25 protein-coding genes and 1 pseudogene are annotated in these 26390 nt (G+C 67.0%); 20 read left to right on the top strand and 6 right to left on the bottom strand.

Features of this window, described 5'->3' with window-relative positions:
- Positions 1-217: 217 nt before the first annotated feature.
- Positions 218-1501 carry a hypothetical protein gene (locus AAFP35_RS23880; protein WP_419224163.1) on the top strand — a complete coding sequence of 428 codons (1284 nt, stop codon included), beginning with the start codon at positions 218-220 and terminating at the stop codon, positions 1499-1501.
- A 108-nt stretch (positions 1502-1609) separates the two neighbouring features.
- Here AAFP35_RS23880 and AAFP35_RS23875 read toward each other — a convergent pair whose 3' ends face one another.
- Both AAFP35_RS23875 and alc read right to left on the bottom strand, forming a co-directional pair.
- Positions 1610-1963, bottom strand: coding sequence for a VOC family protein (locus AAFP35_RS23875; RefSeq protein ID WP_419224162.1), 354 nt, complete (start codon positions 1961-1963; stop codon positions 1610-1612).
- Between the two features lie 176 nt (positions 1964-2139).
- Positions 2140-3171: an allantoicase gene (alc, locus tag AAFP35_RS23870; RefSeq protein ID WP_419224161.1), complete on the bottom strand. Its 1032-nt coding sequence runs from the start codon at positions 3169-3171 to the stop codon at positions 2140-2142.
- A gap of 203 nt (positions 3172-3374) precedes the next feature.
- Here alc and AAFP35_RS23865 point away from each other — a divergent pair, with 203 nt between their 5' ends.
- Both AAFP35_RS23865 and AAFP35_RS23860 read left to right on the top strand, forming a co-directional pair.
- Positions 3375-3899 (top strand): MarR family winged helix-turn-helix transcriptional regulator, encoded by a 525-nt coding sequence (locus tag AAFP35_RS23865; RefSeq protein WP_419224160.1) that lies wholly within the window; start codon positions 3375-3377, stop codon positions 3897-3899.
- A gap of 66 nt (positions 3900-3965) precedes the next feature.
- Positions 3966-5651: an MDR family MFS transporter gene (locus tag AAFP35_RS23860; RefSeq protein WP_419224159.1), complete on the top strand. Its 1686-nt coding sequence runs from the start codon at positions 3966-3968 to the stop codon at positions 5649-5651.
- Positions 5652-6267: 616 nt separating this feature from the next.
- On the opposite strand, the gene AAFP35_RS23855 is transcribed toward AAFP35_RS23860, so the two are convergent.
- Positions 6268-6780 carry an inorganic diphosphatase gene (locus tag AAFP35_RS23855; protein ID WP_419224158.1) on the bottom strand — a complete coding sequence of 171 codons (513 nt, stop codon included), beginning with the start codon at positions 6778-6780 and terminating at the stop codon, positions 6268-6270.
- Between the two features lie 198 nt (positions 6781-6978).
- Here AAFP35_RS23855 and dacB point away from each other — a divergent pair, with 198 nt between their 5' ends.
- From dacB to AAFP35_RS23835, 4 genes are all read left to right on the top strand, one after another.
- Positions 6979-8298 (top strand): D-alanyl-D-alanine carboxypeptidase/D-alanyl-D-alanine-endopeptidase, encoded by a 1320-nt coding sequence (dacB, locus tag AAFP35_RS23850; protein WP_419224182.1) that lies wholly within the window; start codon positions 6979-6981, stop codon positions 8296-8298.
- Positions 8295-9428, top strand: a complete 1134-nt coding sequence (locus tag AAFP35_RS23845; RefSeq protein ID WP_419224157.1) for a zinc-dependent metalloprotease — start codon at positions 8295-8297, stop codon at positions 9426-9428. Before dacB ends, AAFP35_RS23845 begins: the two co-directional genes overlap by 4 nt.
- The gene (tilS, locus tag AAFP35_RS23840; protein ID WP_419224156.1) at positions 9407-10399 is read left to right on the top strand and encodes a tRNA lysidine(34) synthetase TilS; all 993 of its coding nucleotides are present in this window, start codon (positions 9407-9409) and stop codon (positions 10397-10399) included. Before AAFP35_RS23845 ends, tilS begins: the two co-directional genes overlap by 22 nt.
- Positions 10400-10634: 235 nt before the next feature.
- Positions 10635-11603, top strand: coding sequence for a patatin-like phospholipase family protein (locus tag AAFP35_RS23835; protein WP_419224155.1), 969 nt, complete (start codon positions 10635-10637; stop codon positions 11601-11603).
- Positions 11604-11656: 53 nt separating this feature from the next.
- On the opposite strand, the gene AAFP35_RS23830 is transcribed toward AAFP35_RS23835, so the two are convergent.
- Both AAFP35_RS23830 and AAFP35_RS23825 read right to left on the bottom strand, forming a co-directional pair.
- Positions 11657-11983 (bottom strand): hypothetical protein, encoded by a 327-nt coding sequence (locus AAFP35_RS23830; RefSeq protein ID WP_419224154.1) that lies wholly within the window; start codon positions 11981-11983, stop codon positions 11657-11659.
- 35 nt (positions 11984-12018) lie between these two features.
- On the bottom strand, positions 12019-12348 hold the full coding sequence (locus AAFP35_RS23825; protein WP_419224153.1) for a hypothetical protein: 330 nt from the start codon (positions 12346-12348) through the stop codon (positions 12019-12021).
- A gap of 327 nt (positions 12349-12675) precedes the next feature.
- Here AAFP35_RS23825 and AAFP35_RS23820 point away from each other — a divergent pair, with 327 nt between their 5' ends.
- Entirely contained in the window at positions 12676-13176 is a 501-nt protein-coding gene (locus AAFP35_RS23820; RefSeq protein WP_419224152.1) for a hypothetical protein, read from the top strand.
- Positions 13177-13495: 319 nt separating this feature from the next.
- On the opposite strand, the gene AAFP35_RS23815 is transcribed toward AAFP35_RS23820, so the two are convergent.
- Entirely contained in the window at positions 13496-14215 is a 720-nt protein-coding gene (locus AAFP35_RS23815; protein WP_419224151.1) for a glycine zipper family protein, read from the bottom strand.
- A 526-nt stretch (positions 14216-14741) separates the two neighbouring features.
- Between AAFP35_RS23815 and hpt the strand changes: the two genes are divergently transcribed.
- From hpt to AAFP35_RS23755, 12 genes and pseudogenes are all read left to right on the top strand, one after another.
- Complete coding sequence (gene hpt, locus AAFP35_RS23810; protein WP_419224150.1) at positions 14742-15317, top strand: hypoxanthine phosphoribosyltransferase; 576 nt, start codon at positions 14742-14744, stop codon at positions 15315-15317.
- Between the two features lie 214 nt (positions 15318-15531).
- On the top strand, positions 15532-17913 hold the full coding sequence (gene ftsH, locus AAFP35_RS23805) for an ATP-dependent zinc metalloprotease FtsH (RefSeq protein ID WP_419224149.1): 2382 nt from the start codon (positions 15532-15534) through the stop codon (positions 17911-17913).
- A gap of 53 nt (positions 17914-17966) precedes the next feature.
- Positions 17967-18605 (top strand): GTP cyclohydrolase I FolE, encoded by a 639-nt coding sequence (folE, locus tag AAFP35_RS23800; protein ID WP_419224148.1) that lies wholly within the window; start codon positions 17967-17969, stop codon positions 18603-18605.
- A 45-nt stretch (positions 18606-18650) separates the two neighbouring features.
- Positions 18651-19517 (top strand): annotated as a pseudogene (gene folP, locus AAFP35_RS23795) (dihydropteroate synthase); the annotation flags it as partial.
- Positions 19518-19741: 224 nt separating this feature from the next.
- Positions 19742-20116, top strand: coding sequence for a dihydroneopterin aldolase (folB, locus tag AAFP35_RS23790; protein WP_419224147.1), 375 nt, complete (start codon positions 19742-19744; stop codon positions 20114-20116).
- Positions 20117-20154: 38 nt separating this feature from the next.
- Positions 20155-20736, top strand: a complete 582-nt coding sequence (folK, locus tag AAFP35_RS23785; RefSeq protein WP_419224181.1) for a 2-amino-4-hydroxy-6-hydroxymethyldihydropteridine diphosphokinase — start codon at positions 20155-20157, stop codon at positions 20734-20736.
- Entirely contained in the window at positions 20733-21278 is a 546-nt protein-coding gene (locus AAFP35_RS23780) for a DUF3180 domain-containing protein (protein WP_419224146.1), read from the top strand. Before folK ends, AAFP35_RS23780 begins: the two co-directional genes overlap by 4 nt.
- Positions 21279-21373: 95 nt before the next feature.
- Positions 21374-22561 carry a DUF6779 domain-containing protein gene (locus AAFP35_RS23775; protein WP_419224145.1) on the top strand — a complete coding sequence of 396 codons (1188 nt, stop codon included), beginning with the start codon at positions 21374-21376 and terminating at the stop codon, positions 22559-22561.
- A 132-nt stretch (positions 22562-22693) separates the two neighbouring features.
- The gene (locus AAFP35_RS23770; protein ID WP_419224144.1) at positions 22694-23695 is read left to right on the top strand and encodes a Rossmann-like and DUF2520 domain-containing protein; all 1002 of its coding nucleotides are present in this window, start codon (positions 22694-22696) and stop codon (positions 23693-23695) included.
- Complete coding sequence (gene panC, locus AAFP35_RS23765; protein ID WP_419224143.1) at positions 23692-24603, top strand: pantoate--beta-alanine ligase; 912 nt, start codon at positions 23692-23694, stop codon at positions 24601-24603. Before AAFP35_RS23770 ends, panC begins: the two co-directional genes overlap by 4 nt.
- Positions 24604-24653: 50 nt before the next feature.
- Positions 24654-25079, top strand: a complete 426-nt coding sequence (panD, locus tag AAFP35_RS23760) for an aspartate 1-decarboxylase (protein ID WP_419224142.1) — start codon at positions 24654-24656, stop codon at positions 25077-25079.
- Between the two features lies 1 nt (position 25080).
- A complete protein-coding gene (locus AAFP35_RS23755) occupies positions 25081-25887 on the top strand; it encodes a type III pantothenate kinase (RefSeq protein WP_419224141.1) in 807 nt (268 codons plus the stop codon).
- Positions 25888-26390: the final 503 nt, after the last annotated feature.

Genomic DNA, 26390 nt, shown 5'->3' with positions numbered 1-26390 from the left:
CGATGCGGTGTCGGCGCTGGTAGAGGCCGTGATCAGGCCTCTGGGCCGGGCTCGAGTCCGCTTTGACACCGTTTCTTACCTCTCAGTAACGTCCTGCGAATCCGGTCGTCGACGACTGGGCGACGTCGAGAAGGCGTCGTGGCGAGGGGGATCGCGACGGGGGCACCGTCACGCGCCGCGAACTTCCGCGAGCATCAGACGGCAGCCCAGGAGAACGATGAGAGCAATCACCGCCGCACCGATCCGTGGACGACTGGCCGCATCGGTGGTCGCGATGATGTGTGTCCTGCTCGGCGCGGTGACACAGCCCGCGCCTGCCCAGGCCGCGACCTTCGAGCGTTACCTCGATCTCCCGCTGACGAACCGATTCGCCGACAAGTCCGGCGGTGGGGTCAACCGGGCGTTGCCGACCGATCTCGGGCAGCTTACCCGGCTCGTGACAGCCGCTCGCGCAAGCGATGTCGAGCCCCGACGGTACGGCGCGCTGCTCTTCCAATACCGCCTCGTGCAGGCGACGAGTCAGGCGGGCATCGACCTCGCGACCTGGGATCCGGCCAAGGGATTCCATGCGACACGACGCAACATGATCAAGGGTTACCGGCTCTACGAGAACTTCCAGATCAACCACCGCACCCTCCAATGGGCGGGTATGGCCGGCATGGTGGGCGCCGACTTCGGCGGTGGCACAGCCGATGTGGTGCTTGCCGGCGACATCTATCGACTGCCCGGGCTGCAACCGCTGGCCGCGCAGATCATCGACAAGGCCGTGCAGGTCGTCGGACCCGGTGTCATCGGTGAGTTCCCGGAGGGGCTGCGCAATCTCGCCTACCACGCCGACAAGATCACCCCCGCAGATCTCGACTGGTTCAGCAAGCAGATCCTGGTGATGCAGAAGGCGATCTTCACCGACCTCATGCCGCTGCACGTGGCTTTCGTGCGCGACGGGTTGCGCGGCATCGAGGAGTTCCGGCGGGCCGGTCTGATCGACGACGGGATCGTCGGCGCGTGGCGCGACATTGCCTCGGGGAACCACGCCCGTGTCGCCAAGGGCAACGAAACCCTCTTGCGCCGTGAACAATACGACGTCGTCGGATGGCAGTTCGACAATGTACGCAACTACCGCAAGGCCGACGGGGTGGGGTCGGCGCTGACCTACGCGATGACGCTGGCCGGATCGCCGTCGGTCGCCGGGGTGCCCGCGTTGCGCGACTTCATCCCGTTCACCTACACCGGACGGACTCCGGACGGTCGCCGGGTGCGGATCGACACACCGATCCCGGACTGGGACTGGTCGCGCTTCGATCTGCGGTGGAAGTACGTCACCACCGAATTGCTGCCGCGCTATCAGGACCAGGTCGACAACCGCTTCGGTCAGTTGGTCGCGCAGATGAAGGTGCCCTACGAGACGCAGTTCGAGTCGCACCGCCCGATCTACAACCTGCACAAGATCCTCGGTGACGCCGTCGCCCACACGCGGGTGACCGTCGCGCCGTCGACGTAGCCACCTCACCTCGCGGTTTCCACCTTCGCGCGCGCGAAGGTGGAAACCGCGAAGCGAGGTGAATGCGGGACCGCTTGCAGAGTGCCGCGGTGGGCGCGTCTCGAAAGGTCAGGACTGCGCCCAGACGCCCAACTCGTTGCCGCTCGGGTCGAGGAAGTGGAATCGCCGACCACCCGGGAACTCATACGGACCGTCGACGACCTCACCGCCGGCCGCGGTGACGGCTGCGACGCTGGCATCGAGATCGTCGGAGAACAACAGCACGAACGGTCCGGCGCGACCGGGGGACCGGCCGGGATTGAGTCCGCCGATCTCACCGTCGCCGTCGGGTGCGGCGATCCCGGCGTAGTCGGGTCCGTAGTCGTTGAACCGCCAGCCGAACGCCTGTTCGTAGAACGTGCGGGCGGCCGCGAGGTCGGTGACCCCGAGTTCGATGTAGTCGATGGTGTGGTGGGTGTGCATGATCGTCGCCTTCCGTCGCCCTGGGAAAGTTCGTCGCCCCCAGAAAAACCTCTGCCGCAGAAGCTCCGTCGCCCCGAAAATCCGTGGCCCCAGAAAATCCGTCGCAGCTAGAACGGTAGCGAGGACCTACGACATCCGAGTGGCGAAACGACAGAGCCGAGCAACCCTCGGCAGTCCTACCGCTCGCCGTGTTCCCACTGCTCGACGAGTGCGGTCTCGCCGTCCTCGGTGAGCGTGCCGAAGATCCGGATGCGGGCCATGCCGCCGTCGGGATAGACGTCGATGCGGGCTTCGGTGATCGGGCGGTCGACGTCGACGACGAAACGGTGGCGGGTGTCCGGCAGCAGATCGGTGCGCGGCACCACGTCGAACCAGTCGGAGTCGCCGTCGCGGCCGCGGACGGTGGCGGCGCCCGGCGCATTGCCGAGGAAGTAGCTGGTGTCGAGTTCGACGAGCCCGACGTGACCGCGACCGGCGAGACGGATCTCCACCCAGTCGTTGCCGTCGTCGCGCCGCCGCGCCGTCTCCCAGCCCTCGCCCATGTGTCGGGCCCGGCCGGGCATCAACATGTTGTTGGGGGAGCTGTAGAACATGTTGGAACAGGCCGTGACCCGACCACCGTTCTCCAGCGCGGCGAGGTCGAACGGGCCGGAGCGCAGGAATCGCGGGTCGGGTGCCGCGCGGCCGTGAACGCGGAAGCGGGCGACGCCACCGTCGGGATGCATGGTGAGTCGGACGTGGGTGAAACGTTGCTTCGCATCGACGGCGAACGGGTTCTGAGCGTCACCGTCGACGGGGCTCTTCTCGACGATGGTGACCCACTCGGTGTCGTCGACCAACTGCTGTACCGGTACCGTCGCGTCGACGGTGGCCGCCTCCACCGAGATGTGCGGCGGGTAGTTGCCCCTGAACCAGGACGTGTCGACGACGACACCGGCGATCACCCCGGGCGCGCCGAGCCGCACGATGGCGTGGTCGACACCCGCCTGACGTCGACGTCGGGATTCCCAGCCGTCGTAGATCTGGCCCTTGTTGCCGAACGTGGACGGCTGATACTGCGCCGGTGGTGTCTTGATCAGGTTCTGGGCCTCCGCGAACAGATCGTCGTTGGTCCACACCACCGCGGCGCCCAGGTCGCGCAGAGCAAGGTCGGGCAACGTCGTGAATGCGGGGCGGTCATCGGCCGAATGCGGAGGCTGGGAGGTCACGAGTTCCGATCGTAGGACGTCGGCGACCACACCGCCGGGTGGCCGCCACCCCGCCCGAACTTGCACTGCGCCGCGAAGGGGCGCAAGATTTCCACTAACTGATTGCGGTGAACAACTAGTTGTAGACAGAAACAATCCGGGCGGGGGACGGCCCCACGAGGCGACGCCTCGACGGGTCGCGACGTCGACGGTGGGAGGTGGACATGCTCGACGAACATGCCGTGGACGAGTTGTTCGAGGTGCTCGCCCGATACGTGCGCATCCGGGATCGGGCCGCACACACGACGTTCCGGACCAACGACGGCGAGTACGAAACCGCGGCGTTCAAGGGGCTCATCTATCTCAAACGCGAGCCGATGCGGTCGCGCGAACTCGCCGAGACCCTCAACGCCGATCCGTCGACGGTCAGCCGTCACGTGGCGCAGCTCGTCGATCTGGGGTTGGTGCGTCGTGAGGCCGATCCCGACGACGGGCGCGCGACGCTGCTCGTGATCACCGAGGAGGGCCGTAACAAGGTGGCTGCGATGCGTGAGGTGCGTCGGGCCGCGATGGGTGAATCGATGCCCGACTGGACCGACGACGACCTGCACACGCTGGTGCGTCTGTTGGACCGGTTCGTCACCGCGGCGGAGTCGTTCGTCGCGCCGCCGATGGTCAAGAGTCCTGTGGCCCAAGAGGATTCGTCCTCGGAGGCGTTGACCCAACCCGATACCGCCCAGGCGGGTTGACCCGGTCGACCCGGCCGCAGTGGTCGAGTCGGGTCGGGAAACGGTCGGGTTCGTGAAAGGAAAGCTATGACAGAATCGTCGGCCGCCACCAGCCCCGCGGCGCACGATGAGGTGGCCGGTGCGGGTCTGAGTCATCGTCAGATCCTGACGGTACTCGCCGGATTGATGAGCGCGATGTTCCTCGCCGCGCTCGACCAGACGATCGTGTCCACCGCGATCCGCACCATCGCCGACGATCTCAACGGCTACGACATGCAGGCGTGGGCGACGACGGCCTACCTGGTGACCGCCACCATCGTGACCCCGCTGTACGGCAAGCTGTCCGACCTCTACGGCCGCAAACCGTTCTTCATGCTCGCCATCACGATCTTCGTGATCGGCTCGCTGCTGTGCAGCATCGCGACGTCGATGTACGAGCTCGCCGCGTTCCGGGCGTTTCAGGGATTGGGTGCCGGCGGCCTGATGACGTTGGCGCTCACCACGATCGGCGACATCGTGCCGCCGCGGGAACGCGCCAAGTATCAGGGATACTTCCTCGCCGTCTTCGGGACGTCGAGTGTGCTGGGACCGGTCCTCGGTGGACTGTTCGCAGGCCAGGATTCGATCCTGTGGGTCAGTGGGTGGCGATGGGTGTTCCTGGTGAACGTGCCGATCGGCATCGTCGCGCTCGGCCTGATCTACAAGGTGCTCAACTACGACCAGCAGAAGGGGGCGGGCGGACGCACCGACTATTGGGGCGCAACGGCTCTCGCCGTCGCGGTGGCCCCGCTGCTCATCGTCGCCGAGCAGGGTCGTGAGTGGGGGTGGACGTCGGGATGGTCGCTGCTGTGCTACCTCGTCGGTGTTGTCGGCATCGGGGCCTTCATCTGGATCGAACACCTCATGGGCGACGACGCGCTGATCCCGTTGCGGGTGTTCCGCAATCCGATCTTCTCGCAGGGCATTCTGATCTCGGTGATCGTGGGTGCGGCCATGTTCGGTGGCATCTCGATGCTGCCGCAGTACTACCAGGTGTTGCGTGGTTCCAGCCCGATGGTCGCCGGACTGCAGATGTTGCCGATGGTGCTCGGTCTGATGACCGGCTCGATCGTGTCCGGCCAGTTGATCTCGCGCACCGGCCGCTACAAGATCTACCCGATCATGGGTTCGGTGCTGATCACCGTCGGCACGTTCCTCATGCACCTGGTGTCGGTCGACACCCCGGTGTATCTGGTGATGCTCATCGCCGCGCTGATCGGCTTCGGCCTGGGCAACCTGATGCAGCCCATCATGCTGGCCATGCAGAACATCTTGCCGCCCAAGGACATGGGGCTGTCCACGGGCACCTCGACGTTCTTCCGTCAGATCGGCGGGACGATGGGTGTCGCGGTCTTCTTCTCGGTTCTCTTCTCATTGATGGGACCGAACATCCAGGACGAGATGACCACGGCGGCAACGCAACCGGAGTTCCGGACCGCGGTCATGGCGGCCACCCAGAGTGACGACGAGCAGGTGCGTCAGTTCGGCCAGTCGCTTGTCACGGCCGCCCAGCACCCAGGCGAGTCGTCGGCGTCGTCGAGCGTCATGTCGGACACCTCGGTGATCAGCAAGCTGCCGTCGGAGCTGGCCCGTCCGATCAAGGTGGGGTTCGCCGACGCGATGGACACGGTGTTCCTGTCGGTGTCGATCATGTCGTTGCTCGCCATCATCGGCACGATCACCTGGAAGGAACTGCCGCTGCGCACCGGCCGGCCGGTGGCGGCGACGGAGTAGCCCTCCGGCCCGGCCCGGCGGGCGGTCGGACCTCCTGTCCCCGCTGCCGGCCGGGCCGGCCTTCCGTCCGTGCCCACCGTGACAGCAACCCGTACCCCCGCGACAGCAACCGGATTTTCGCTGACAGCAACCCGTACCCCCGCGACAGCAACCCATTTCCCGCTGACAGCAACCTGATCCCCGCTGACAGCAACCCGTGCCCTGCCGGTAGCAACTCGTTCTGCGCTGACAGCAACTTATTTCGCGCTGACAGCATCCGGATTCCCGTCGACAGCAGCCATGATCCTGACGCGGTCGCGTCCCGATTCGGCCGGCGCACAGTCGTTCGGATCGTGCTTGCTGTGGCTGGCGGGTGTGGGGATGGGTCAGGGCGAGCGGTTTGCGGCTGCCCGGGGCATCGCGTCGGTGAGCTGGACAACGGCGCCGACTACGAGCTGAGCACGCGACAGCAACCAAAAAGCCGCCGACAGCAACCATCCGACCTCGTGATGAGGCGGACGTCGGTTGCTGTCGGCGACTTGGTGGTTGCTGTCGGCGGAGATCCGGTTGCTGTCAGCGCGGATCCGGTTGCTATCGGCGGAAAACCGGTTGCTCTCGCGCGAGCGAGGGCGAACCGCTACCCGCGCGATGGCTCGTTGGCGTCTTCGGGATGCTTGGCGAGACGTTCGATGGCCTCCTGGGCCACCTTCTCGGCCTGGTCCTTGCCGACCCAACCGCCGGGCTGGACCTCTTTGCCGGGCTCGAGGTCCTTGTAGTGCTCGAAGAAGTGCGAGATCGGTCCGAGCTCGTACTCGCTGACGTCGCCGATGTCCTGGATGTGGTCCCACCGGACGTCGCCGGCCGGGACGCACAGCAGTTTGTCGTCGCCGCCGGCCTCGTCGGTCATCGTGTACATGCCGACGACGCGGGACTTGACGATGACGCCCGGGTAGACCGACTCGGGCAGCAGCACGAGCGCGTCGAGCGGATCGCCGTCCTCGCCGAGCGTGCCGTCGATGTAGCCGTAGTCGGCCGGGTAGCCGAACGACGTGTAGAGGTAGCGGTCGAGATAGATCTTGCCCGTCTCGTGGTCGACCTCGTACTTGTTGCGGCTACCCTTCGGGATCTCGATGGTCACATCGAATTCCACGGTTCCTCCTGGCATGTGTTTTCGCTGGTGGTGACGGCAGCCAGCCCGTGGAATGCCGCGGGTCGCCTGCGCAGATCGCCTCAACGATACTGTTTAGTCCGAGACGTCGGGGTGACACCCCAATGGCACCGACCCGGAGGTTCTGTGGGCGCACTGCGCAGATCGACTCGCCGAACGCTGGTGTGGACGACCGTCTCGGTGGTGGTCCTCGTGCTGATCGCCGTCGGTGCGGTGGTCGTCGCCCTGCAGTTGGACAAGTCCGACGAACTACCGCCGGGCATCCCGCCGCAGCCGGCGGCGGTGACCCTGAACCCGCAGATCAACGCGGTCTCGCCGAACGCCCCGGAGCCGACGGCAGCCGGCGTGCAGCGTCAGATCGCCGCCGCGGTACGCGCGCCCGACCTCGGCCAGTTCACGGGACAGATCAGTGACGCGCTGACCGGGGCGACGCTGTGGTCCGACAGCCCGACCACGCCGCGCACACCGGCGTCGAACGCCAAGATCCTCACGGCGTCCGCCGCGCTCCTTGCGTTGCCGCACGACAAACGTCTCACCACGACCGTCGTCGTCGGCGCCGACGGCCAGGTCATCCTCAAGGGCGCCGGCGATCCGACGCTCTCGGCGCAGCCCAACCGTGCCGAGACGTTCTACACCGACGCCCCCCGTATCGCCGACCTCGCCGCACAGATCCGCAAGGCAGGCATCCGGGTCACCTCGGTGGCCGTCGACACCAGCGCGTTCACCGGTCCGACGATGGACCGCACCTGGGACCCTCGCGACATCGCCGGTGGTGACATCGCCCCGATCGAGTCGTTGATGGCCGACGGCGGTCGGATCGACCCGCTCGACGAGTACTCGCCGCGGGTGGCGAATCCGGCGATGACGGCCGGGCAGGCGCTCGCCGACGCGCTCGATGTGAAGTCCGACGTCACCGAGGAGTCGGCGCCGACGGGTGCCCAGGTGGTGGCGCAGGTGCAGTCGGCGCCACTGGTGACGCGGGTGAACGACATGATGCGCTTCAGCGACAACGTGCTCGCCGAGACGCTGTCGGTGGAGTTGTCGGCGGCGCGGGGCGGCCCGGCGAGCCTGGCCGGCGGCGTGGCCGCGGTGAAGGGCGTGCTCTCCGAACACGGTTTCGACATGGGCGAGGTCACCCTCCGGGATGCGTCGGGTCTCTCGTACGCCAACCTCGTACCCGCCGCACTGCTGGACAAGCTGATGGCCGGGGCCGGTGGACCCTCACAGCCGCTGATGCGACCGATGCTCGACGGTCTGCCGGTGGCCGCGGGCACCGGGACACTCGCCGACCGTTTCGACCCGAACAGCAACCCCGGCGCCGGCTGGGTGCGCGCCAAGACGGGAACCCTCACCGGGGTGAGTTCGTTGACCGGGATAGTCCAGACCGTCGACGGGCGGGTGCTCTCGTTTGCGCTGATGTCGGGCGGTACGTCACCGGCCGACGCCCGACCCGCCCTCGACGACGTCGCAGGCGAACTGAGGGAATGTGGATGCCGATGAGCAGCGAACTGCAGCACGACACGTCGGTGGCGGCGGCCGCCGACGACACGCACGAGTCGATCGGTGCCCGCATCGACTGGTCGTTGGCAGCGGCCACCGGTAAACGGCTGTCCCGTCCCGGACCCAAGACCACGCAGTACACGCTCGACGCCGCGTATGCCGAGCTCGCCGACGCGGCCACCCGGGCCGAGGCCCCGGTCCGTGAGGTGACCGGGCTCGCCGACGGGCTGCGCGTCCCGACGACCCACATCCTCGACCGCAACGAGTGGGTTGACGCGGCGGCCCGGTCGATGGAATCGATGCTCGGGGCCGCCGACGACACGAATGGCGTGGACGCCGACAACGGGGGTGTTCTCGGCGGGATCTCGGCGCGGTTCGCCGACGTCTCGGCCAAGGTCGGTGGGCTGCAGGCCGGCGGTTTGTTGGCGTTCCTGTCCGGCGCGATCCTCGGGCAGTACGATCCGTTCACTCCCGACCCCGATACCGGGGATCCGGGTGTGCTGATGGTGGTGGCGCCCAACATCATCAGCGTCGAACGCGCGCTTCACGTGGTGCCCAGCGACTTTCGGCTCTGGGTGTGCCTGCATGAGGTGACCCACCGTGTGCAGTTCTCCGCCAATCCCTGGCTGCGGCAGTACATGGTGGACAACATCGAGATCCTCACCTCCGACACCGGCGAGTCGACCACCGAATTGATGAGCCGGCTCACCGAGGCGGTCCGCGGCGACAAGCCGCGTGAGAAAGGCGTACTCGGTGTCATGCAGGTGTTGCAGACCCCCGAGCAGTACGAGGCGTTCAACCGCATGATGATGCTGGGCACGCTCCTCGAAGGCCACGCCGACCACGTCATGGACGCTGTCGGTCCCGCGCACGTGCCGACCGTCGCGTCCATCCGGGAGGCGTTCGACAAGCGTCGCACCGGTCCCCGAAACCCTGTGCAGCGCATCATCCGAGCGCTCATCGGGATGGACGCCAAGATCGCGCAGTACGTGCGCGGCAAGGCTTTCGTCGACGAGGTGGTCGGCGCGGTCGGCATGAATGCGTTCAACACCATCTGGACGTCGCCGGAGACCATGCCGCGCCCGTCCGAGATCGACGAGCCGCGCACATGGATTCAGCGGGTGCTCTGACCCGGGCGGTCGCGCAGTTCGCGCGCGATCATCTTTCGTCATCGACGGTCTGTGTCGCGCTGTCCGGCGGGCCGGATTCCCTGGCGCTCACCGCATGTGCGGTCCGCGCCGGCCTGTCGGTGGAGGCTCTCGTCGTCGACCACGGTCTGCAACCCGGATCGGCAGGTGTTGCGACGCAGGCTGCGCAGGACGCACGGATGCTCGGGGCGCAGGCGCGCGTGCTCACCGTCGAGGTCGGGACGGACGGCGGGATGGAGGCGGCCGCGCGGACGGCGCGCTATGCGGCCCTCGACGATGCGCGTGAGGGTAGGCCGGTGTTGCTCGCGCACACCGCCGACGATCAGGCCGAGACCGTATTGCTCGGTCTCGCACGAGGTTCCGGAGCTCGGTCGATCGCCGGGATGCGAGAGTGGAACTCGCCGTGGGGTCGTCCGCTGCTCGGCGTCCGTCGCTCGGACACGTTGTCGGCGTGTACCGAACTCGGTCTGGCCCCACATCACGACCCGCACAACAGCAATCCGCGTTTCACCCGCGTGCGCCTGCGAGCCGAGGTGTTGCCGTTGCTCGACGAGGTCCTGCAGGGCGGTGTGGTGGAAGCGTTGGGGCGGACCGCGGCGTCGCTGCAGGCCGACAACGACGCCCTCGACGCGCTCGCCGACGATCTCTACGCCCGCGCGATCGCCGGCACCGAAGCTGGTGAACACCTGCTGGACACCACGAAGCTCGATACGACTGTCCTGCAGGGTCATCCGGTCGCACTACGAACCCGGGTGATCCGACGATGGCTGATCGTCGTCGGGGCCACCGAACCGACGTATCGGGTGATCTCCGCGGTCGATGCCCTCGTCGCCGACGATCGGTCGCGGGCCGATGTCGCCATCGGCGGAGACCCGACGGCCCGGCGCGTGGTGTATCGCGACGGAGCCGTGTTGGCCGTGCGGCTCGTCGCGCGGTCGAATCGACGTTCGTAGTCGTAGTGCGCGCGAGGTGCGCATTATTACTACGAAACGACTTTCCGGCCCCGAAAACCGGGTGCGCGATGCGCCGACGGGTTGCTAGGCTCGTGGCGATCGTGATTCGACGCAAGGAGGTGAGCCCCATGTTCGCAGTATCCGCATCGGGTGCTCCCCACCAGTCCACGATCACGCGACCGAGGTAGTCGTCATCGGGGAGTGTCCGACCCGCATTTCGCGAAAGGCAACTCCCATGAACACCACACCTTCACCACACACCGCGACACCCCTGAACCAGGCCGTGTCCGAGCGCAACCGGCCGCGCCTCGATGCCACCGACCGGATGGGCGCCGACGGAGAACGTGCTCTGGTCCTCGGCGGCGGCGGATCCACCGGCAATGCATGGCTGATCGGCGTCATCGCCGGTCTGTTCGACGCAGGGCTCGACGTGACCGCCGCCGACCGTACCGTCGGGACGTCGGCGGGCTCCACGGCCGCCGCCCAGATCGCCGGCGCGACGCCGACGGAGCTGTACGCGGCCACCGTCGCCGCGGTACCGCCGCCGCGTACCGGCGCCGCATCCCCACGTCGAAGTCCGGCAGCCGGTCACATGGACCGCACACGCAGGATCGTCGAGGACTCCGCCGACATCGTCGACATGCGCCGCAGGCTCGGCGCCGCGGCACTCGACCTGGATGCGACGTCGGACGGTTCGTGGACGACACGGTGGCGGGACATCGTCGCCGCGCGGCTGCCCGATCAGCGGTGGCCCCAACGGTCGGTGCTGATCACCGCGGTCGACGCGCAGAGCGGTGACCCGGTCGTCTTCGACCGTGACAGTGGTATCGACCTCGTGGACGCCGTCGCCGCGAGCTGTTCGAGCGGGCTCCCGTACCGCATCGGTGATCATCTGTTCATCGACGGCGGCTACCGGATCAACGCCGAGAATGCCGATCTGGCAGACGGATTCGCACGAGTTCTGGTGCTGTCGCCATTCGGTGGTCGGACACGGACGCCGGCGGACTGGGGGCTCGACCTGGCTGCTCAGGTCGCCGACCTCAGGACACATGGCAGCCGAGTCGAGACGATCTGTCCAACCGACGACGCCGAGCATCTCTTCGGCGCCAACGCGATGGACTATTCGCTGCGGCCGACCGCGGCGCGCGTCGGCCACGACCAGGGCCGGGCTCTCGCGGGATCACTGGCCGACTTCTGGACCTGAATCGAAGTTCGTAGTAGTAATCCGCGCCTGGTGCGGATTACTACTACGAAATCTCAGAAGCCGCCGGAGGCGTCGGCACCTCCGACGTCTATCCCGGTGAAGCGTTCGATCCGGTCGGGTACCACGAGGAAGACGGCGATCCCCACGATGATGAGCAGTGCCCCGCCGATCACCTGCATCACCGGTTCGGCTGCCCACAGGTCGGGCCAGCCCACGACGATCAGCACGCCGCCGCCGAGGACGAGCCCGACCTGCACCGCGAGCCACAGCCCCACCAAGGCGCAGTGGACGAGGAGCCATCCGATTCGTGCGCGCAGCGTGCGCGGCCGTGGACGGCGTGCAGGAGGTCGATTCCATTGTCGCCGTTGGATTTGCGTCATCACACCTCCCGCTCGGAGTTGGTTGTCGGAGGGCATCAGGAGTCCCCGGCGTCGTCGAATCTCGCGTCGTCGCCGGCCTCGGTGATTCCGGCCAGACGTCCGATCCCGTACCGCCCGAAGATGATCCCGATGGTCCCGACGACGAAGAAGATGCCTCCGCTGATGACCTCCAGAGCCGGGCCGAGGTCCCATAGATCGGGAGATCCGCGACTGAAGAGGACCACCCCCAGGAGGCCGCACGCCATGAACGCGACGTACCAGGCGAACAGCAACAGCAACCCGGCGAACAGTGCCCGTGGCGTCTCGGCGTGAGGCCGCGGTGTCGTCGGCCCCGGATTCGTTTGTCGTCGTTGTCCTTCCGGCATCTCAGCTCCGGGGTCGGTCCGCATTCGCGCGACGTGAACCACCACGCTCCCACCTCGCCGACGGCCCCGCAATAATTCAAACGGCACAACGATCGCGGAGACGTCCGTTCCGTCGCGTGGACCGACGTCGGGGTGGTCTATTCAGAACTGTTGGGAGACAAGGATACTAGCCAGATACTTGGCCGCCGAGATCGTCGTTGCGTGATGTGCGGCGGCCGATGGGTGGGTCGTCCGTTTGACGGATCGTTCGGCGTCGGTGGTAATACGACGTCGGCCGTCGACGAATCATCGTGTGTTGGATTCCCGATCGAATGAGGAGGAAGTGCAATGCACAGCAAGAGAACCACATTCAGTGCTCTGGCCGCCGGATTCATCGTCGGCGTCTCGGCGTGGGGGACCGGGGTTGCCGCGGCCCAACCGGCGCCGCCGATCGGCGGCGACGGCGAGGCCTGTCTCGTCAACGGTGACGGCACGCAACAATGTGTCGGAAACCGTGCACAAGCCGAGCAGTTGGCCGCAGCCCGAGGCTGGTCGATCATCGCCATCGGCACCAACAAGCCGAACTACAAAGGAAAGATCACCGTCTTTCCGGTTCGCAAGGGCGGGTGCAGCCCGCGCACCGACGACATCGACTACAGCATCCCGCTTCGGGGCAGCAACGGTTACAAGGCGTTGAGCTCGATGGACAAGATCGAGAAGTATCACTGCAACTACCAACTGGTCGACAAAGACGGCAAGAAGTCCACCTGGATCGACCACGACGTCGCTCGGCTGGGAACCATCGGCAAGGGCTGGAACAACCGCGCCGTGCGGGTGCGGTTCACCTGATCTCGACGGCGGGCGACCGTCTGGACTCGCCGCCGCCCATCCGCGGAACCTGCGAGCAAAAATGTGTGCTGCTACATCCGCGCGGGACAGGAGCCGCCGCATTCACCCGTGACTGGGGCAGCAGGTGCCGGGAGCGAGGGTTGCGACGGGCGCGAGTGGCTGCGTCGAGACCGCGAAGCGGTCGGAGCGCGGCTGTCGTTATGCCGCGGCAGGCGGTCGACGAGTGGTCGGCAACGGTTCAGCAGGTCCGGACAGATCGACGGCCCGCCTCGTCGCTCGAGGAGGCGGACCGTCCGGCCGGTTGGTCTGTCTGTTGTGCCTACTTCGGTGGCACGAAGGGAGAGTTGATCGTTTGGAAATACTGGATGCCGGCGATGAGCAGGGTGCCGCCACCGCCGAGCAGCAAACCTACGACCGCTCCAATGGAAGCTCCGGTTAGGAAGCCTGGGATGCATCCGACGCCAGCGATGGCCAAGCCGGGTACGCAACCGACGATTCCGCCGATAACGGCTCCCAGCGCTATTCCCACGATCTGCGAGATGGTCATCCCCGCGCCGAGTACTTGATTGAACCGTGCCAATGCCTGGTCGTCGCGTTCTTGTTTGGTCTTCGGTACATCGACCTGGTTGGCTGCCGACACCCGTAACGCCTCAACCTCGATCGGATTCACCGGTGTCGACCGGGCAACGTTTCGGGACGGTATCAGCGTCGCCTTGTTTCCGACGGTGCGCGCATCGATCGGGAATTGCCGATATTCCTTTCGGTAAAATAACGGCATTCGGAATTTCTCTGCGCCCGCAGAATTACGGATCACCAGCGATCCGGAATTGGTGCTGATCGATCCGTTGTGCACGGTGAGGCTGAATGCGCCGCCGCCCACCGAGACGTCGTAGGTGGTCGGTCTGTTCGGGTTCGGTGCCGCCTGTGCGGTTCCGGCGAATGCCGTAACAGCCACGGTGGCAATGGAAATGACGGTGAGTAACCAGAGGGGGGTGCGGGAATGGGGCCGGGATGAACCGGTGTGCCGATCGGGGAGCATGGGGTGACTTTCGGGTTATCGGCTCTGGCGGGATGGCCGTTTTCGAGTCGGGCTTGACGTATTTGATTTGTTCGCAGTACAAAAGACCTAGCCCCCGGCATTTTTCGCCGCTGCGGACGGATTCAACTGTCACAAATCAATGTTCTGTTGTGAATGAGAATGTGTCGCTTGTGGCCGAATGTTGCGATTCGTGATCGGAGTGTGATGTACGGCACACGATCCTTGTGATGGTTGTCGTACGAATGGTGGACGGTGTTACGCGATCTGGTTTTCGGGTGGGCTGAGGGTGGTCTCGATACGGCACGGGCTCGCTGCGCTCGCTCGTGCCTACTCGACCGGCAGGGGGCCGCTCGTGCCTACTCGACCGGCAGGGGGTGCGGGTCGGGCTGGTCTCGATACGGCTCGGGCTCGCTGCGCTCGCTCGTGCCTACTCGACCGGCAGGGGGCGCTCGTGCCTACTCGACCGGCAGGGGGCGAGTGTGGTGGTCTTTGTCCCGGGCGATGACCGGCATGACAAGCTAGAGATGTGCCCAGTCCTCATCGCACAGGCCCGTACGGCGACGACATCGAAGACATCCTGATCACCGAGGATCAGATCAAACAGCGCACCCAGGAGCTGGCCGACTCGGTGGCCGCCCGCTACACCGACATCGACGAGGATCTCGTGCTGATCGGCGTGCTCAAGGGTGCGGTGATGTTCATGACCGATTTCGCGAAGGCGTTGCCGATCCCGTCCCAGATGGAGTTCATGGCGGTGTCGAGCTACGGCTCGTCGACGTCGTCGTCGGGGGTGGTGCGGATCCTCAAGGATCTCGATCGCGACATCACCGGACGCGACGTGCTGATCGTCGAGGACATCATCGACTCCGGGCTCACCCTCTCGTGGCTGATGAAGAACCTGGCTACCCGTGCACCGCGCACGCTCGAGGTGTGCACCCTGCTGCGCAAGCCGGAGGCGGTGCGATCGCCGGTGAACGTCGCCGACGTGGGCTTCGACATCCCGAACGAGTTCGTCGTCGGCTACGGCCTCGACTACGCCGAGCGGTACCGCGACCTGCCCTACATCGGTCGGCTGCGCCCGTCGGTCTACCAGCCGGACTGAGCGTCGGCCGCGAGTCGTCAGGAAGGGTTCGAGGCGAGGTGAGCCGAGGTTCGGAACCGTTTTCCCTGGATGTTCGTTCACCGGTAGCCTGTCTACTGTCGACCGCGCGTCAGTAGACGGACGCGCTTTGGACCGCAGCTACCCCGACCGGGAAGGACAGTAGGAACGGCCCCGCAGCGTCGAGATCTCGACGGGCCGGACCTCCACACCAGGCATGAACCGTAAGTCAGTCTTCCGCAATCTCGCCATCGTGGCGCTCGTCGTGCTCGCCCTCTGGGGCTGGAGCGTGATGCGCGACTCCGATCGTGAGTACCGGTCTGTCGACACCTCGGTCGCCTTGACACAGCTGAACGTCAAGAACACCGAACGCATCGACATCGATGACCGTGAACAGCAGCTCCGGGTGGAACTCAAGAACCCGATCAAGGTCGACGGCAATGACGTCACCAAGATCACCACCAAGTACCCGGCGTCGGCTGGCGAGCAGATCTTCGATTCGGTCACCAAGACCGGGGCGCCGTATCAGACCAACGTCAGCCAGCAGTCGGTGCTGTGGCAGATCCTCATCTTCGTCCTCCCGATGCTGCTGCTGTTCGGCCTGTTCTTCTTCGTGATGAACCGCATGCAGGGTGGCGGCAAGGGCGGCGTCATGGGCTTCGGCAAGTCCAAGGCCAAGCAGTTGAGCAAGGACATGCCCAAGACCACCTTCGCCGACGTCGCCGGCGCCGACGAGGCGGTCGAGGAGCTCTACGAGATCAAGGACTTCCTGCAGAACCCGGCTCGCTACCAGGCGGTGGGCGCCAAGATCCCCAAGGGTGTGCTGCTCTACGGTCCGCCCGGCACCGGTAAGACACTGCTCGCGCGTGCCGTCGCGGGTGAGGCGGGCGTGCCGTTCTTCACCATCTCCGGTTCGGACTTCGTCGAGATGTTCGTCGGTGTCGGTGCCTCGCGCGTCCGTGACCTGTTCGAGCAGGCCAAGAACAACAGCCCGTGCATCATCTTCGTCGACGAGATCGACGCCGTCGGACGCCAGCGCGGCGCAGGCCTCGGTGGCGGTCACGACGAGCGCGAGCAGACACTGAACCAGTTGCTCGTGGAGATGGACGGCTTCGGCGACCGCTCGGGCATCATCCTGATCGCGGCCACCAACCGTCCCGACATCCTCGATCCGGCCTTGCTGCGGCCGGGCCGTTTCGACCGGCAGATCCCTGTCGGCAACCCCGACATGGCGGGTCGTCGCGCGATCCTGCGGGTGCACGCACAGGGCAAGCCGATCGACGCCGAGGCCGATCTGGACGGGCTGGCCAAGCGCACGCCCGGCATGTCCGGTGCCGATCTGGCCAACGTCGTCAACGAGGCGGCGTTGCTCGCCGCACGTGAGAACAAGACGTCGATCACCGCGGAGATGTTGGAAGAGGCGGTCGACCGTGTCATCGGCGGACCGCGTCGCAAGAGCCGCATCATCAGCGAGCACGAGAAGAAGACCGTCGCCTATCACGAAGGTGGTCACACGCTGGCCGCGTGGGCGATGCCCGACCTCGATCCGATCTACAAGGTCACCATCCTGGCCCGCGGCCGCACCGGCGGCCACGCCCTCGCCGTGCCCGAGCAGGACAAGGACCTGATGACGCGGTCGGAGATGATCGCCCGTCTGGTCATGGCGATGGGTGGTCGTGCCGCCGAGGAACTCGTGTTCCACGAGCCGACCACCGGCGCGTCGTCGGACATCGACCAGGCGACCAAGATCGCCCGCGCGATGGTGACCGAATACGGCATGAGCGCCAAGCTCGGCGCGGTGCACTACGGCCAGGAACAGGGCGACCCGTTCCTGGGTCGGTCCATGGGCAACCAGGCGTCGTACTCCGCCGAGATCGCCAGCGAGATCGACGACGAGGTCCGTCGCCTGATCGAGGCGGCACACACCGAGGCGTGGTCGATCCTGTCGGAGTACCGCGACACCCTCGACGTGCTGGCCACCCAGCTGCTCGAGAAGGAGACGCTGACCCGCAAGGACCTGGAGAAGATCTTCTCCAACGTGGTGAAGCGTCCGCGGATCACAACCTTCAACGAGTTCGGTGAGCGCACCCCGAGCGACAAGCCGCCGGTGAAGACTCCGGGCGAGCTGGCCATGGAACGCGGTGAGCCGTGGCCGCCCGAGCCCGTGGTGCCCGAGCCGGTTCCGGTCGCACAGTCGGTCGGCGCTCCGCAGCAAGGTCCCGGATACCCCAATCCGGCACCGGGCCAGGGCTATCAGCCTGCCTACCCGGCGCAGCCGGCACCCGGTCACCAGCCGTACGGTGGCTACCCGGGTCAACCGAACAGCGGCTACCCCGGCCAACCCGGCGGTTACCCGGGTCAGCCGAACAGCTACCCGGGTCAGCCGAACAGTTACCCGGGTCAGCCGACCCATGGCACCCGTCCCGACTACGGCGCCCCGCGCGACTGGTCGGCACCCGGTTGGCCTCCGCAGGATTCATCGCCCGCTCCCGGGGGCACCAACGGCACCAACGGTGCCAACGGGTCGGGCGCCAACGGCTCGGGCCGGCACGGACATCCCGACGATTCGTCGGATGATTCCGGCGGCGGGAGCCGGTAGTCCACGGGTCAGCGGTTCAGTAGAGCAAGGTCGTAGAACGGATCAGATGGACGATGACGATCAGTGAGGATCAGGACGCGCGTGTCGATCACAACGGTGCGGACTTGACCACCGACGAGGGGCGGTTCTTCGACCAGGCCCGGGCGGAGGCCGCGGTCCGCGAACTCCTGATCGCGGTCGGCGAGGATCCGGATCGACAAGGGTTGCAGCGCACGCCGACTCGCGTCGCCAACGCGTACCGGGAGATGTTCGCCGGGCTCTACACCGACCCCAGCGAAGTGCTCGCGACCATGTTCGACGAGGACCACGACGAACTGGTGCTGGTCAAGGACATCCCGCTGTATTCGACCTGTGAGCATCATCTGGTCTCGTTCCACGGCGTCGCGCACGTCGGGTACATCCCGGGCGACTCCGGTCAGGTGACCGGCCTGTCCAAGCTCGCGCGGCTCGTCGACCTCTATGCCAAGCGACCGCAGGTGCAGGAACGGCTCACCAGCCAGATCGCCGACGCCATCGTCCGCCGTCTCGAGCCGCGCGGCGTGATCGTGGTGATCGAGGCCGAACATCTGTGCATGGCGATGCGGGGTATCCGTAAGCCGGGTGCCAAGACCACCACCTCGGCGGTGCGCGGGTTGTTCAAGACCAGCGCGGTCTCCCGCGGTGAGGCCCTCGACCTGATCTCGCGGACCTGAGCGCCCATCCACCCGATGCGCACATCTGACGACCGGACCCTCGTCATGGGGGTCATCAACGTCACGGCAGACTCCTTCTCCGACGGTGGGCGCTACCTCGATCACGACGCCGCCATTGCCCACGGGCACGAACTCATCGCCCAGGGCGCCGATCTCATCGACATCGGTGGGGAGTCCACCCGGCCGGGTGCGGTCCGCGTCGATCCGGGCGACGAGGCGAAACGTGTAGCACCCGTCATCGCGGGCCTTGCTGGTACGGGCGTACCGATCTCGGTCGACACCATGCGTGCGTCGGTGGCGGCGGCGGCCGTGGAGGCGGGTGTCGCGATCATCAACGACGTCTCCGGCGGCCGCGCCGACCCCGACATGGCGCGGGTGGTCGCGGACTCCGGCCTGCCATGGGTGTTGATGCATTGGCGTCCGATGGATCGGGAGAACCGCCACGTCGCCGACGACGCGTTCGCCCACGGGCGTCACGACGCCAATTCGTACCGGGACGTGGTCGCCGAGGTGTGTGGCGAACTACTCGCGCAGGTCGACGTCGCGGTGGCGGCCGGAGTGAACCCCGACAAGATCATCCTCGACCCGGGCCTCGGCTTCGCCAAGACGGCCGAACACAACTGGGCTCTGCTGCACGCCTTGCCGACCTTCGTCGGCCTCGGATTCCCGGTACTCGTCGGTGCCTCGCGGAAACGATTCCTGGGCACCCTGCTCGCCGACGACGACGGCACACCCCGACCTCCCGACGGTCGCGAGACCGCGACGGCCACGATCTCCGCATTGTCGGCGATGGACGGGGCCTGGGCGGTCCGCGTCCACGATGTGGTGCGCAGTCGCGACGCGATCGCGGTTGCGACCGCGTGGAAGCGAGGAGCCGGCGGCTCGTCTCGCGGTGTGACAGGTGACGTCGGCCCGTCCCGTGGTGTGGCCGAGGAGAGTGGCATTTCTCGCGGTGTGGCCGAGGAGGGTGACGTTTCTCGTGGTGTGGCCGAGGAGGGTGACGTTTCTCGTGGTGTGGCTGGTGGTGGCGGCCCGTCCCGTGGTGTGGCCGAGGAGGGTGACGTTCCCCGCCGGTCGAGTAGCCGCGAACGGAGTGAGTGGCGTATCGAGACCCCGAGAACGGGAGCGACTGACTGATGGCTGATCGGATCGAATTGCGCGGTCTGGTGGTCCGCGGACATCACGGCGTCTTCGACCACGAGCGTCGCGACGGCCAGGACTTCGTCATCGACGTCACGTTGTGGCTCGATCTCGCCGAGGCGGCCGCCACCGACGACCTCGCCGACACGGTCGACTATGGCGCCTTGGCCCAACGCGCCCACGACATCGTCGCGGGCGAACCACGCAACCTGATCGAGACGGTCGGCGCCGAGGTGGCCGAGGCCATCATGGACGACGAACGCATCGCGGCCTGCGAGGTGACCGTGCACAAGCCGTCCGCGCCGATCCCGCTGCAGTTCGACGACGTGGCGGTCGTGACGCGGCGTTCTCGGAAGGCCATGTCGCGGTGAGTTCGGCGCCGGGAGCGGAGCGAGCGGGCCGGGATGTGATGGCGCCGGGAGCGGAGCGAGCGGGCCGGGATGTGTCGGCGCCGGGAGCGGAGCGAGCGGTCACGCGGGCGGTACTGTCGGCCGGTTCCAACATCGGCGATCGGCTGGCTCATCTGGCCGGTGTGGTGGAGCGTTTCGCCGACGAAGTGGTGTCGGTGTCTCCGGTGTATTCGACAGCCCCGTGGGGTGGTGTCGAACAAGACGACTTCTTCAACATCACCCTCGTCGTCGAGGGTCCGTATCGCGCGTCCGACTGGCTCGAGATCGGCGCCGAGCTCGAGCAGGCCGCCGACCGAACTCGTGAAGTCCGTTGGGGACCGAGAACTTTGGACGTCGACGTGATCACCGTCAGCGGTGCCGACGGGGTGATCCGCAGTGACGATCCCACGCTGACTCTGCCTCATCCGCGGGCCGCCGAGCGTGCGTTCGTGCTGGTGCCGTGGCTGGCGGCCGACCCGCAGGCGATGTTGTGGACGCCGCAGGGCATCACGCCGGTGGCCGAGCTGATCGAACGGATCGATCCGGCCGAACGCGCCGGGGTGGTGCGTGTGGCCGACGCACCGGGGGCAGGTTCGTCATGACCGAACCGAAGCCACCGACGGGGCCGTACAAGGAGGACGAACCGGGACTCGGGCCCACACGCCTGCGCGACCTCGTGGTGACCGCGATCGTCGTCGGCGTGGTGGCGTGGATTCTCGTTCGCTACAACTACGGCAGTCTGCCTCCGCTGCCACTGCTGTCCGGGCTCGTGCTCTATGTCCTGGCCGCCCTCGAGGTGATCATCGCCTTCGTCGTTCGCGCCCGGGTGGCCGATCGTCAGGTCGGGCGGGCGCGCGGGCAGTTGCATCCGCTGACCGCCGCACGGGTGTTGGCCTTGGCCAAGGCGTCGGCGATTCTGGGGGCGATCGCGGTGGGTGTGTGGGCGGGCCTGCTCATCTATCTGTGGACGCAGCACGATTTGGCCGCGGCCGATCATGACCGGCCGGGCGCGATCATCGGACTGGTGGGTGGCGTGCTGCTCGTCGCGGCGGCGGTGTGGCTCGAATACTGTTGCCGGGCACCGGACGATCCCACCGACGACAGGGTGGGGCGACGACCGGATGGTCATCCCGGCCCCGCCTGATCGGGGCGTCACACTGACCCGTCACAGGGATTTCTTATCGTGACTCTCCGATTCGGTTGGCCGACATCGGAGAGGTCAGGCGGTATGTTCCCCACATGACGACCTCAAATGGCCGTTCCACCGAGTCGCGGCGCTCCGGGAGATCGGTAGGACAGTGGCTGCTGGGGCTGCTCATCGTGCTGGCCTTGGTGGCGAGCATTCTCATGGTGTTCAGCGACCAGCTGTCGGTCACCGGCTCTCTCGCGGTGATCGCGGCGCTGTGGGCTGCGGTCATCGGGGCCATCCTGGTCACCAAGTTTCGTCGTCAGGCCGAGACCGCCGAGTCGAAGAGTCGCGACCTGAGGCTCGTCTACGAATTGCAGCTCGAACGTGAGATCGCCGCTCGACGCCAGTACGAGCTCGACGTCGAGACGACGATCCGCAAGGAGCTCAGCGACGAGTCCAATTCGGAGATCTCCGAGCTGCGCGAACAGGTGATGTCGCTGCGCGCGAGCCTGGAGGCGTTGCTCGGCGAATCGCTACCGGACCATCGCGCCGCCCTGCCCAGCGAGAAGCTGCGGGAGCTGGCCTCGGGGATTGACCGTCCCGACGAGGGCTACAAGCCGTTTCGGGCCGACGACAGCGCACTGGCCGCCCAGGACTTCGCGGCGACGGCCCCGGCCGCCGACAGCGGGCGTCACATTCCCGCCGACGTCGACCCGAACGAGCTGACCGAGGTCATCCCGATCATCACCGACGATCCGCTCTCGGGTCGGATCGCGACAGCCGTCCCCGAGGACGAGACATCCGATCAGGTCGAGGACGCGGTCATCGCGGAGACGCCGGGCGCGGACACCCCGGCGTACGTCGAAGACAACCCGACCGACCAGTGGGCCACCGAATCCCCGGCCGCGGTCGAAGAGGAGCCGGTTGCCGAGTCGCCTGAGCCGGTGGTCGCCGAGGTCGTGGAGGCCGAGCCGGTCGAGGCGGACACCGTCGTCGGTGACCAGACCCCGCAGGCCGAGGCCGCCGACCAGCCGACTGCAGAAACCGTCGAAGAGGCGGAGACCGCCGAGGCACCCGCCGACACCGCGGCTGCGGAAACCGACGAGGGTGAGCACGGTCGGCACGAGACCGCCGAGGAGCAGGGCGTGGATCCCAACGCGTACGGGGGACGACGTCGTCGTCGCGGCGGAGACGATGGGGAGAGCGCACACTCGGCCGGGCTGCCGGTCTCCGAACTGCTCAGCCAGCTGCGTCAATCCGGGGCGCCCGGCGGCGGACGTCGTCGCCGCGAGGACTGATCGACTCCGCACGTTCGACGATGAGGTGAAGCCTGTCACAGGCAATGGCCTCCGGTCCGGTCCAGGGCCTACCCTGGCCACGGACGTCTGGTACCCGCATGGCGGGACTGGAACGGAAATCGGAGGACAGTGGTGACCTCACCGAGTGATGATCTCGGCCCGGGTGCGGGCACGCCCGAGGCTGCCGCATACCCGTCAGGCATCTCGAATCTCCCCACCCCGGCCCGACTCACCGTCGGCGTCATCTCTGCGGGACGAGTCGGCACCGCACTCGCCGAGGCCCTCGAACAGGCCGGGCATGTGGTCGGTGCCGTCGTCGCGCGGTCGGACGAGTCCCGCCGACGGGCCACCAGCCGACTGCCTGAATCGCAGATCCTCGATCTGCCCGACGTGGTCGCCCGTGCCGAACTGCTGCTGCTCGCGGTGCCCGACGCGGCGTTGCCCGAGGTGATCGACGAGATCGCCGGCTCCGGTGCGCTGCGACCCAACACCCTCGTCGCGCACACCGCCGGCGCCAAGGGAGTGGGTGTGCTCGCGCCACTCGCATCGCTCGGTGCCTTGCCGCTGGCCATTCATCCCGCGATGACGTTCGTCGGATCCGCCGACGACACCGCACGGATTCGACAGGCGTGTTTCGGCGTCACCGCGGGTGACGAACTCGGATACGCGATCGCCCAGTCGCTGGTCTTGGAGATGGGTGGCGAACCCGTACGTATCGGCGAGGCCGACCGGGTGCTCTACCACGCGGCGTTGGCCCACGGTGCCAATCACCTGATCACCCTGATCTCCGACGCGGTGACCGCATTGAACGCCGCCATCGAGGGCGGGGCGGGATCGTCGGGACGCGCCGCCGCCACCGTCGACGGCAGCGGCACCCTGCTGGCCGAACGCATCCTCGGCCCACTGGTCACCGCATCGCTGCAGAACGTGCTGGAACTGGGGTCCGACGCACTGACCGGTCCGGTGGCGCGTGGCGATGCCGCTGCGGTGACCGACCATCTCACCGCTCTGCGGGCACTGAGCCCCGGCAGCGATACCACCGACGTCGCCGAGGCGTATCGAGTGTTGGCCCGGCGCACCGCCGACTACACCGACGCCCCGGCCGAGGTACTCGACGCACTGGAGACATCATGACCTCGGATCTGTCCGAAAAGGCATACACGCCTGGAGAACTCACCGTGCACCGCGATCCGGCGACGCTGCACCGGGTGACCGCTGCGCTGCGCCGTGCCGGCCGCCGCGTGGTGCTGGTGCCGACCATGGGCGCCTTGCACGCCGGGCATCTCGAACTGGTCCGCGCGGCCAAGGGCAAGGGCGACACCGTCGTCATCGTGTCGATCTTCGTGAACCCCTTGCAGTTCGGTGCCAACGAGGATCTCGACGCCTACCCGCGCACCCTGGACGCCGATCTCGAACTGCTGCGCCCACTCGGCGTGGAACTGGTGTTCGCGCCGACGGCCGCGGACATGTACCCGTCCGGGCAACGCACCATGGTGCACCCCGGTCCGACCGGAGCCATCCTGGACGGCATCTCGCGGCCGACACATTTCGCCGGGATGCTGACCGTCGTCCTCAAACTGCTCACCATCGCAGCGCCGCACGCGGCCTACTTCGGTGAGAAGGATTATCAGCAGCTGGTTCTCATCCGGCAGATGGTCACCGACCTCAACGTCGACGTGGAGATCGTCGGCGTCCCGACGGTGCGCGAATCCGACGGCCTGGCCATGTCGTCGCGCAATCGCTACCTCGACGAGTCGCAACGTGAACTCGCGACGACGTTGTCGGCGGCGTTGGTCGCGGGCGCGCATGCGGCAGCCGGCGGCCGCGATGCGGTTCTCGCTGCGGCACAGGCAGTTCTGGACACCCACCCGCAGATCGAGGTCGACTATCTGGAACTGCGTGGTCGGCAGCTCGAGGAGCCGCCGGAGCGCGGTGACGGGCGACTTCTCGTCGCCGCCCGGATCGGCGCCGCACGACTGATCGACAACGTCGGTGTGGCCATCGGCACCGGATTCGCCGACCGAGACGAGCCGACCGCCTGACGGCGGGCGACCACACCATCACAGACGACCGAGATAGAAAGGGACGCGACATGTTCCGCACCATGATGAAGTCCAAGATCCATCGGGCCCGGGTGACCCAGGCCGACCTGCACTACGTGGGGTCGGTGACGATCGACCAGGATCTGCTCGACGCCGCCGACCTGCTCGAGGGTGAGCAGGTCACCATCGTCGACATCGACAACGGCGCCCGCCTGGAGACCTACGTGATCGCCGGCGAGCGTGGCTCGGGTGTCATCGGGATCAACGGTGCCGCAGCTCATCTCGTCCACCCTGACGACCTGGTCATCATCATCGCCTACGGCATCATGAGCGAGCAGGAACTGCGCGACTACGCGCCGTCCGTCGTGTTTGTCGACGACCACAACCGGGTCCTCGACGCCGGTGACGATCCGGCGCACGTCCCGGCCGGGTCGGGTCTGCTCGATCCGCGCGAGCTCGCCGCGACCTCGGTCTGAGATGCTCCTCACCGTCGACGTCGGGAACACCAACATCCACCTCGGCCTCTTCACCGGTGCCGGTGACCATGCGACGCTGGTGCGCGACTGGCGGATTCACACCGATCCGAATCTCACCTCGGACGAGCTCGCGCTGCTCATCCGCGGGTTGATCGGGTCGGACATCGAGCAGGTGACCGGGGTGGCGGCATTGTCGACGGTGCCCTCGTTGCTCCGTGAACTCCGCGTGATGGTGCCCCGCTACTTCTCCGGGGCGCATCACGTGCTGCTGGAACCCGGTGTGCGGACCGGTGTCCCGCTGCTCGTCGACAACCCCAAGGAAGTCGGCACCGACCGCGTCGCCAATGCACTTGCCGCGCAGCACAATTATCCGGACGCCCCGGCCATCGTGGTGGCCTTCGGCACGGCCACCGTGGTCGACGCCGTCTCGGCGAAGGGGGAGTTCCTCGGTGGAGCCATCGCTCCCGGGGTCAACCTGGCGGTGCAGGCGCTCTCCGAGCACACCGTGACGGTGCGTCGCGTGGAGCTGATGCCGCCCCGCAGCGTGCTCGGCAAGAACACCGTCGAGGCCCTGCAGTCGGGGATTCTGTACGGCTTCGCCGGCCAGGTGGACGGGCTGGTCGATCGCGTCCGCGACACCATCCCCGACTTCGACGCCGACGATGTCACCGTGGTCGCCACCGGTTTCCTTGCGCCGCTGATGTTCTCCGAATGCGAGACCCTCACCGCCCATCACCCGTACCTGACCCTCGACGGTCTGCGCCTGGTGCACGAACGGTCGAAAGCGCAACGCAATCGCGGTCGGTGAGCCGTTCCACCGCCGGTCATTCCACTGCCCGTCGCTCCACCGCCCGTCGCTCCACTGCCCGTCGCTCCACTGCCCGTCGCTCCGCTGCCCGTCGCTCCACTGCCCGTCGCTCCGCTGCCCGTCGAGTAGCGTCCGAGGCGTAAGGCCGAGGCCGCGTATCGAGACGCTGCTTGTCGTGCGCGAGCCGTTCACTGCCGGCTATTTCGCCGCTCGTCGTTCCTCTGCCCGTCGTTTTCCCGCCGCCCGTCGCCCCGCTGCCCGTCGAGTAGCGTCCGAGGCGTAAGGCCGAGGCCGCGTATCGAGACGCCGCTTGTCATGCGCGAGCCGTTCACTGCCGGCTTTTTCGCCGTCGGTCGCCCCGCTGCCCGTCGAGTAGCGTCCGAGGCGTAAGGCCGAGGCCGCGTATCGAGACGCCGCTTGTCATGCGCGAGCCGTTCACTGCCGGCTTTTTCGCCGTCGGTCGCCCCGCTGCCCGTCGAGTAGCGTCCGAGGCGTAAGGCCGA

This window comes from Gordonia sp. CPCC 206044 (genome assembly GCF_048537895.1).
GTDB lineage: Bacteria > Actinomycetota > Actinomycetes > Mycobacteriales > Mycobacteriaceae > Gordonia.
The sequence above is the reverse complement of the archived record's forward strand: the minus strand, read 5'-3'. Positions and strand labels throughout refer to the sequence as shown.